The sequence below is a fragment of the Streptomyces sp. HNM0645 genome, assembly GCF_030056615.1.
In the GTDB taxonomy this organism is placed as follows: domain Bacteria; phylum Actinomycetota; class Actinomycetes; order Streptomycetales; family Streptomycetaceae; genus Streptomyces; species Streptomyces marianii.
This window is the reverse complement of the sequence record NZ_JASHLT010000091.1, coordinates 1-7686: the sequence shown is the minus strand read 5'-3', so window position 1 is coordinate 7686 and position 7686 is coordinate 1. Positions and strand designations below refer to the sequence as shown.

The window sequence follows — 7686 nt, the reverse complement described above, 5'->3', positions numbered from 1 at the left end:
GATCCGCCGCCACCGCCGCATACGTCCGCTTCCCGGCCGCGGCCCGGTAGAGCGCGACCGCGTCCTTCCTGAACTCCTCCGGATACGGAGACTTGCGTCCCACCTGAACATCCCTCCCTGGACCATCAAGATCCATTGTCAGGGTGTCCACTCCAAAGGATCATCCTCAGGTCGGTGGTGCCCCACCACGATGGACGCCACGAAGGCCCACGCCTATGAGTGTTTATGAGCCCCACCAGCGGAACGTGTCCGGGCGGTCGCAGAGCGAGGGAGAATGCCGACCATGGTCGACAGCGGACAGCGGCGGTGCACGCGCTGCGGTGCCCTTCTCAGTCGCTTCAACGCCGGTACACGATGCGCCTCGTGCCAGGACGGGCCAGCCGCCCGACGGGCCGACCCGGCCTTCTGGCGTGATCCGACGGTCCGGCGAGCCGTGGCCGCATGGGAACTCGGCACCGTCGTCAAGCTGTTCAGGAAGCACACGGGCCTCTCCCAGGCCGGCGTGGCGCGGTTGGTCAGCATCGACCAGGCCGAGGTCAGCAGACTCGAACGCGGGCTCAAACAGATCCGCGACCGACGGCATTTCGTCCAGTGGACCGATGCGCTGGGAGTTCCGGAGGAGCTGCTCGGGCTCCTGCCCACGGCCGATCCACACACCCCGGACGCCGCGGGGCAACCGGGAACGACGGACACCGGAGCTCGTGGGTACGCGGCCTTGCCCGAAGGTCCGGGCCAGCTTCTGTTACCCGCCGGCTGGTCCGTCTCAACGACGGCGCTTCCCGTGCTGACCCTTCCCGCGGCCTCCTTCCTCGGGGACAGCCTGAGACTCGACTCCCGCCCGGAGCTGGATGCTTGGCGCACCATGCCGATGCGCGCGCTCGTCGTCGCGAACCGCACGGTGGACGGGGCGGTCCGGCAGTTCGTCACCGACGCCCGACCGAGCGGCGTACGCGCCACTGCCTCCGACCCGGTCGACATCCCCGCCGCGTACGAACTGGACGACCTGACCTACGGCATCCTGTGGGCCGTGTCGGGATTCGAGGCGGCGCTGCTCGGCGACGACCAGACCCTGCACACCTCGCTGGCTTCGCTTTCCGCTTCCCCAGGCTCGCCGCTCGCTTCCGACCACGGCCTGACAGAAGTCTCCCGGATGCTGATCGGCTCGGAGACCGCAGCCCGGTACATCCTGGGCCACCGTGACCACCTGGGCGACGCACCCCTGTTCTGGACCAGGGAACAGCGCGGTGAGGAGGCCGCCACATGGCTGTTCTTCCGGCACAAGTACCGCTACCTCGAACGAATGGCGCCCCGGCGTCCAGGCGGTACCAGCGGCCGGGGGTTCTGCGTCCCCGAGACGGCGGTCGCCTCCTCGCCGGCGTACGAGCGCGTCCTGATGTTCCTCGCCATCGCGCTCATGGAGTCCTTCGGTATCCGTACCTGGGTGACGGACGACGGAGGCTTCGCACACACCGACGGTTTCGTCCTCTCCCACGGGCGCCGAGCTGTCATCGCCTCATGGGTACGGACCGAGGGGGCGTCCCACCTCGCGGTCACCGCGCGGCCGGGGGCTTTGCGGACGTTCGCCGACGTGACCCGCCACGTCAGCCACCACTCGGCCACGGCGGCCGAGCAGGCCGGACAGCGCCTCGCGGCAACGGCGGAGTACCTCGGTCTCGACGCCTCCTGGCTCGGACGCCGGTGCGCACAGTTGTCGGCCGTCGGCACGCAGCGGCTGGCCCGGCCGCGCAGCCGGCTGCTGGGCCTCGAAGGGCTGGAGGCCGCCTGCCGGTTCGTGGCTGAACAGCTGGTGATCATTCCGCGTACCCGTACGGCGCCGACCCGATAGCCTGCGTGAACCACTCGCGAGGCCGCGCTCGGCGGCGTCCGGACAGGGGAGCAGGGGATATGACGGAGTCGGTCAGGAACGTGGCGGTCCTCTCCCTCGGCGGCACGATCGCCATGACCACCGATCCCACCACCGGAGGCGTCGTACCCGCGCTCTCGGCCCACGAACTCCTCGCTGCGGTGCCCGCCCTGGCCACGAGCGGTATCGGCCTCAAGGTGCGGGACTTCCGACGTCTGCCTGGTGCCTCCCTGACCTTCGAGGACCTCACCGCGCTGTCGGCCGCGATCGAGGCGGAGCTGGAGACCGGGGACGTCGACGGCGTCGTCATCACCCAGGGCACCGACACCATCGAGGAGACCGCCTTCCTCCTCGACCTCTACCACGGCCACGAGCAGCCGGTCATCGTCACCGGCGCGATGCGCAACCCCACCCTGCCCGGAGCCGACGGTCCGGCCAACCTCTATGCCGCGGTCCTGGCCGCCGCCGACCCTGGACTCCGGGGCGCCGGCTGCCTCGTCGTCCTCGGCGACGAGATCCACTCGGCCCGGACCGTCCGCAAGTCCCACACCACCAGTCCAGCCGCCTTCACCTCACCGTCGTGCGGACCGATCGCGCGGGTCGCGGAGAACCGGGTGCGGATGGCGGGCGGGCTGCCGCGCCGCGGACCGCTGGTCGGCGCCCCCGACCGTGAAGCGCGCGTCGGGCTCTACGTCGTCACCCTCGGCGACGACGGTGCACTGCTCGACCTGTGGGACGGCAACTGCGACGGGCTCGTCGTCGCGGCCTTCGGCGTCGGCCACGTCCCGGAGCGTCTCGTCGAAGGGCTCACCAAGCTCGCGTCCCGCATCCCTGTGGTCCTCGCCTCCCGCATCGGCAACGGCCCGGTCCTCTCGGACACGTACGGCTTCCCCGGTTCCGAGAAGGACCTTCTCGGACGAGGACTCATCGGTGCTGGAGACCTCGGCCCGTACCAGGCGCGGCTCCTGCTGCAGGCCCTGCTCGCCCAGGGCGCCGACGGGGCGGCGGTCCGCGAGACCTTCACCACCGCCTCCGCCCGCTGACCCCACCTCATCAGGAGACACCCGAACATGCGTGCTCACGAGCTGACCGTCGGCCGTACTTTCGGCGTCACCTTCGACCACGGAGAGGACTTCTTCGAGGCGCTGTCCACCTTCTGCCGGGACAACGGTGTACGACAGGGCTACATCCCCTCGTTCATCGGGGCCTTCGCGGAGGCCGAGATCGTGGGCGCCTGCGAGAAGCTCGCCGACCCGGACGCACCGGTCTGGGCGAAGACGTACGTCACCAACGTCGAGGCGTTCGGAGCGGGCACGCTTGCCCACGATCCCGCCACCGGCGGGATACTTCCGCACATCCACGTCTCCGCCGGCCTGAAGGCCCAGTCGGCCGACGGCAGGACGAGCCACCTCCTCAGCGCCAAGGTCCAGTTTCTCAGCGAGCTGCTGATCGTGGAGGTCACGTCCCCCACGATGACCCGGCCCCGGAACCCCGACCTCTACGACGTCCCGCTGCTCACGTTCGGCTGACCTGCAGGAGCCGGCGGAGCCAGTGGTGGCCAGGCGCGATCACCTTGATCGCGTCCGCCAGCCAGGCGCGTGCCGGAGCGTCGAGCAGCGGCAGCACCGCTTCGAAGTCGGTCTCGTCCTTGTCCCGGGTCGCCTTCGCCTTGTAGAAGAGCTGGACCTCGGGCGCGAGATACGGGATGCCCGTCTCGGTCGTGCGTCCGAGCTGGTCGATCGGGAGGCGGATCGCCGGGTCACGCCGCGAGACCCACTGGGTGCCCTTGGCCTCGTCCAGCATGAGCTGCACCGACCAGGGCGCCTTGGGCGTGCGGCGGCACCAGATGTCGTGGAGCGGCGGCCGAAGGACCTCCCCAGCACGCCACGGTCGAAGCTCCCCCTGGCCGGGCGGGTCCGCCACGTACAGGTCCCAGTCGGCAAGCAGGTCACGTACGAGAGCCTGGTCGCGCCGGAGGACGAGGACGTCGAGATCGCCGTGTGCGCGCAGCTCGCGGCCGACCGCGAATTCGATCGCGTAGCCACCGGCGATCCACCACGGGAAGTCCGCACTGGCGAAGACCGCCGCCACATCCTGGGGACGATCCGGCACCCAGCGTCCCAACACGTCAGCACTCACCCGCCCATACTCCCAGTGATCAGAGGGGCGGAGGCGAAGGCCGTCGGCGGGTCGACGGTCCCGCTGCAGGGCCCTGTCGACCCCGCTCGCACCCCCTGCGCTCATAAACGCCCATGAGCATCAGGGACACCGGCATCCATCGTTGAGCGCGTGACTCGCGACCGGTCTCGTGGCTGGTACCTGAGCCACGATCCTCCCGGGGCCGCGCCCGAAGCCAGGGTGATTCCTGCTGCCGTACGCCTCTCAGCGGCGTACTGGCCGCACTTCCGCGACCACGTCGCAGCCCCGGGAGAAGGCCATCGCTGTCACCCACAGGAGGTCTGTCGCCCGATGATCAGCGCGCCATCCGACGCTGTCGGCCTCGTGTACCGCTGGACCGACCACACCCTCAACCCGACCGGCGAAGCCCGCGCGGTTCTGCGACGTGTCCTCAAGGACCTGGGCCTGTCCGGGGACGTCGTCAGCGACGGGGTCTTGGCCATCTCGGAGCTCGTGGCGAACGCGCACGAGCACGCGTGCGGCCCGTACGAGGTGCACGTTCGCTCGGTCGCCGGAAAGGTACATCTGCGAGATCCATGACGGGGATCCACTGCTCCCCACGGGTCTCTACCGCGGTGCCACGTCGTCGCCGGACGCCGGACCTGCCGAGGGGGAGAGCAGGTTGCTCGTCGAGCGTGGACGGGGCCTGCACATCGTGAACGAGTTGGCTCAGGGGCAGTGGGGGTTCCATGTGACGGACTGTGGGAACAAAGCCGCCTGGATCGTGCTGGCTGCGGCTTCGGGGCCGATGGCGACTCGCGGCAGCCAGACCTGATGGAGCGAGCTGCCTCGGCCGCATCCGCGCCGTGTACGGCTACAACTGCTTAGACAGCAGCCTGATTCCTAGGCTGCGGGTTCGAGACCTTGGGCTTGGGCACATCAGCATGCCCCATGGCTCGCTCGATCGTGATCTCTTCGCGCGGTGAGTGATGCGAGGATGCCGGCCGCTGCCCGCCGTGGACCCTCCGGGGTGGCCCGGCCACGGGTCCACGGCGGACCCGTGGCGAAGCCCGGCGGCCTCCTGGCGGACCCGAAGGACGGCTGCCGAGTGCAACCGGTACGCCTCCGACTCGGTGCCCATGCCAGCAGCGGCGGTCCAGCTTCTTTGAGCACCTCCACAGTCCGCTTCCCCCTCGGACGAGCCACGGCATCACAGCTTCCAGCGCAGCCTTAGTCATGGAGGACGCCATGACAGCCGCACGTCATGTACGTCACGTCAATGAGGTGCGGGGGCCTTCTCCGCGCGGATGAAGCGGAAGCCGCCGTGGTCGCATCCCCGGTGCCCACCCGGGTGGCGGGGCGAGCGGCCCTGCTGATCCCACACCGTGGCAAGGGCCTTGACGTGGCGGTGATTCGGACTGCCCAGAAGATGCCTCACGACCGTGTCGCAGTGCCGCATCCTTCGTCCGAGGCCGTCCGCTCGCTCATCGAAGTGCTGCGGTCGTACGGGTCGACCTCGGGACCCGCGCCCGTTTCCGCCCTTTCCTGGCCGAAGGGAGGGGTGAGGTAGCCGGTGGCGGTGTCGCAGCCCCCGTTGGTCATGTCGACCTTGTACGAGACAAGGGAGAAGGTTCCCGGCTCGGTGATCACCTTCGAGGGGTCGTCCCAGTTCAACACCACCTCGCGCCGTACGATCGTGCGGATCACCTCGTCGCCTTCCTCTGCTGGGGCGACCGGGTACACATAGGTGACGTCGCTGGTCACCTGGAGCGCGCCGCGTTCGCCCTCCAGGTACGTGATCCGGCCCCGGGTCTTGACCACGTCCCCGACGAGACGCACGTGCGAGGTGTCGAACCGGCTGAAGAGCAGCAGCGGGTCGTTCTGTTTGCTCGGGGCGCGGAATGCGGTCTTCAGGTAGGTCTGGACGTCCTGTTGGTGAGGGTTGATCAGTGCGATCGCCTTTCTGGGATGTCCGCCCTGCAGCACTCCTGGATCCAGATTCGCCGCAGCGAGGAAGTCCCGGGTCTGCTCCAGCGCCCGCTCCACCTGCGCCCGACTCATCCAGCCGGTCGCCTTGGCTTCCGGCACCGTGATCCCGGCCGTGCCGTTAGCCCAGCGAGCCGCAGGTGAGCCTCTGAACGGTTCGTCGAGCGTGGGCTGTCGGACGCCCTCCGCAGGAAATGGCTGGATCGGGCGATTCGATTCCGCAGCGAGCGGCTTCTCGGCCCGGTTGCTATCGCTGAACCATCCGACCACCCGTCCCGGATCCAGCGCCACGATCGCCAGGGCCACCGCAGCAGCCAAGAGCCCAAACACGTGCCAGCCCTTCTTCCGGTTGGGACGGGCCAAAGAGTATGTCCGCCACCCCTCCGCGCCAGCAGGCTCCTCCCGCATTCGCTTTGCCACGGCTCGGGCCCGCGCCGACGGTTCCCTGGGAGCGTTCGCCACACCGGTCGTCGAATCCCGGAGAAACCGCTCCCATTCCTCGTCAGGCACTGACGAACCGCTGCGCTCCCCACCCGCATTCACACCGAACTCCTCGCCTCGTGGGCCGTGTTGGCCCTCTCCCCCAGGTCGCGCTCCGCATGATGACACAACGGCTGCAGCGCTCACTGCCCACCTCAGGCACATCACGCTGCCGGTCCTGCCTAAGATCTCTTAGCCAAATATCGGGTCTGTGACGCCAGCCGCTTACCGTTCGGCAGGCTTGATCAGTCGAACAGGGTTCCTGTTCGGGTGATTTCTCGGTGGTCGGGGCCTAGCGGCAGGGCCTCTTGGTAGCTCGGAGTTGCGATCCCAACCGAGCAGTACCAGGAGGCCCTGTTGTCGCACTCCGTCGCGCTTGTGTCCGTGGAGTCCAACGCGCCGTTTCCTGCGTGTGACTGTCTCGCGCACAGGTTCGGCAACGCGGCGGACGGACCGGGTGCGGTGTTACGGCTCCGATCTGACGGAGGCGGAGTGGCAGGCCATCCGGCCGCTGCTGCCGGTCCCGGCGTGGCTGCAGGGGTGCCCACCCTCGTTCCACCAGGCGTTTCGCCTTCGACCGCAGCCCCTTGACCTTCGCCGGCACCGCCTGAAGGCTCAGGGCCGCGGCCAGCTGCTGGCAACGCAATGCCTCCCGGCCCCCAGCCGACTCCAGCACGGACATGATCCGCTGGTGGTCCGCAGGCAGGACCGGCGCCGTCATCCCCTCAGCCCTTCGCGGCACCACCACTCCCGTGCTCCCTACCGGCTCCACGACCGCAGACGGCGGCTCGGCCAGCACCTCGGCCACCGTCACACGGGCATCCGCAAGACGCTGAAGTGCGCGTTCCGCCTCGCCGAGGGCGGCCTGCAGCCGCTCGGCCTCCTGTCGCAACCGCGTGACCTCTTCCCGGACCTTCTCCTCCCGGGCCTCCAACAAACCGAGCACCGACGGCACCAGCCACCTCCACAAGCGAGACGAACGGACGAACCACGCCCGTCTCTCCTGCCCTCAGCCGGAGTTCATGCCCACCCAGCCCGAGCCAAACGATCAGGTTCGGAAAGCGGACGGCGTCTCAGCTTGGCGTTTAACCGCGCGGGTCACCCGACCTGCTGATCTGCGGTTCTTTCCGGGACAGCGGAGGCGGCCGTTCTTCACGCTTCGAGGTGTCGAGCAACGAAGCATCGAGGAACGGCCGCTGTGTATGAGTGTCCCTGCCGGAGCGTCCGAGGGCGAGGCG

General features: G+C 69.0%; 6 protein-coding genes. 4 read left to right on the top strand and 2 right to left on the bottom strand.

The window, feature by feature from the left end; genetic code table 11:
* Positions 1–433: 433 nt before the first annotated feature.
* The 3 genes from QMZ92_RS35200 to QMZ92_RS35190 are packed head-to-tail and all read left to right on the top strand — an operon-like array spanning position 434 to position 3393.
* A complete protein-coding gene (locus QMZ92_RS35200; RefSeq protein ID WP_283301925.1) occupies positions 434–1846 on the top strand; it encodes a helix-turn-helix domain-containing protein in 1413 nt (470 codons plus the stop codon).
* 59 nt (positions 1847–1905) lie between these two features.
* Positions 1906–2907 carry an asparaginase gene (locus tag QMZ92_RS35195; RefSeq protein WP_283301924.1) on the top strand — a complete coding sequence of 334 codons (1002 nt, stop codon included), beginning with the start codon at positions 1906–1908 and terminating at the stop codon, positions 2905–2907.
* 27 nt (positions 2908–2934) lie between these two features.
* Complete coding sequence (locus QMZ92_RS35190) at positions 2935–3393, top strand: PPC domain-containing DNA-binding protein (protein ID WP_009311896.1); 459 nt, start codon at positions 2935–2937, stop codon at positions 3391–3393.
* Here the strand turns inward: QMZ92_RS35190 and QMZ92_RS35185 are convergent.
* Entirely contained in the window at positions 3380–4003 is a 624-nt protein-coding gene (locus QMZ92_RS35185; protein ID WP_283301919.1) for a nucleotidyltransferase domain-containing protein, read from the bottom strand. The genes QMZ92_RS35190 and QMZ92_RS35185 overlap by 14 nt on opposite strands.
* Before the next feature lie 330 nt (positions 4004–4333).
* Between QMZ92_RS35185 and QMZ92_RS35180 the strand changes: the two genes are divergently transcribed.
* Complete coding sequence (locus QMZ92_RS35180; RefSeq protein WP_283301917.1) at positions 4334–4582, top strand: ATP-binding protein; 249 nt, start codon at positions 4334–4336, stop codon at positions 4580–4582.
* 834 nt (positions 4583–5416) lie between these two features.
* Here the strand turns inward: QMZ92_RS35180 and QMZ92_RS36195 are convergent.
* Complete coding sequence (locus QMZ92_RS36195) at positions 5417–6043, bottom strand: hypothetical protein (RefSeq protein ID WP_349307796.1); 627 nt, start codon at positions 6041–6043, stop codon at positions 5417–5419.
* Between the last annotated feature and the right edge of the window lie 1643 nt (positions 6044–7686).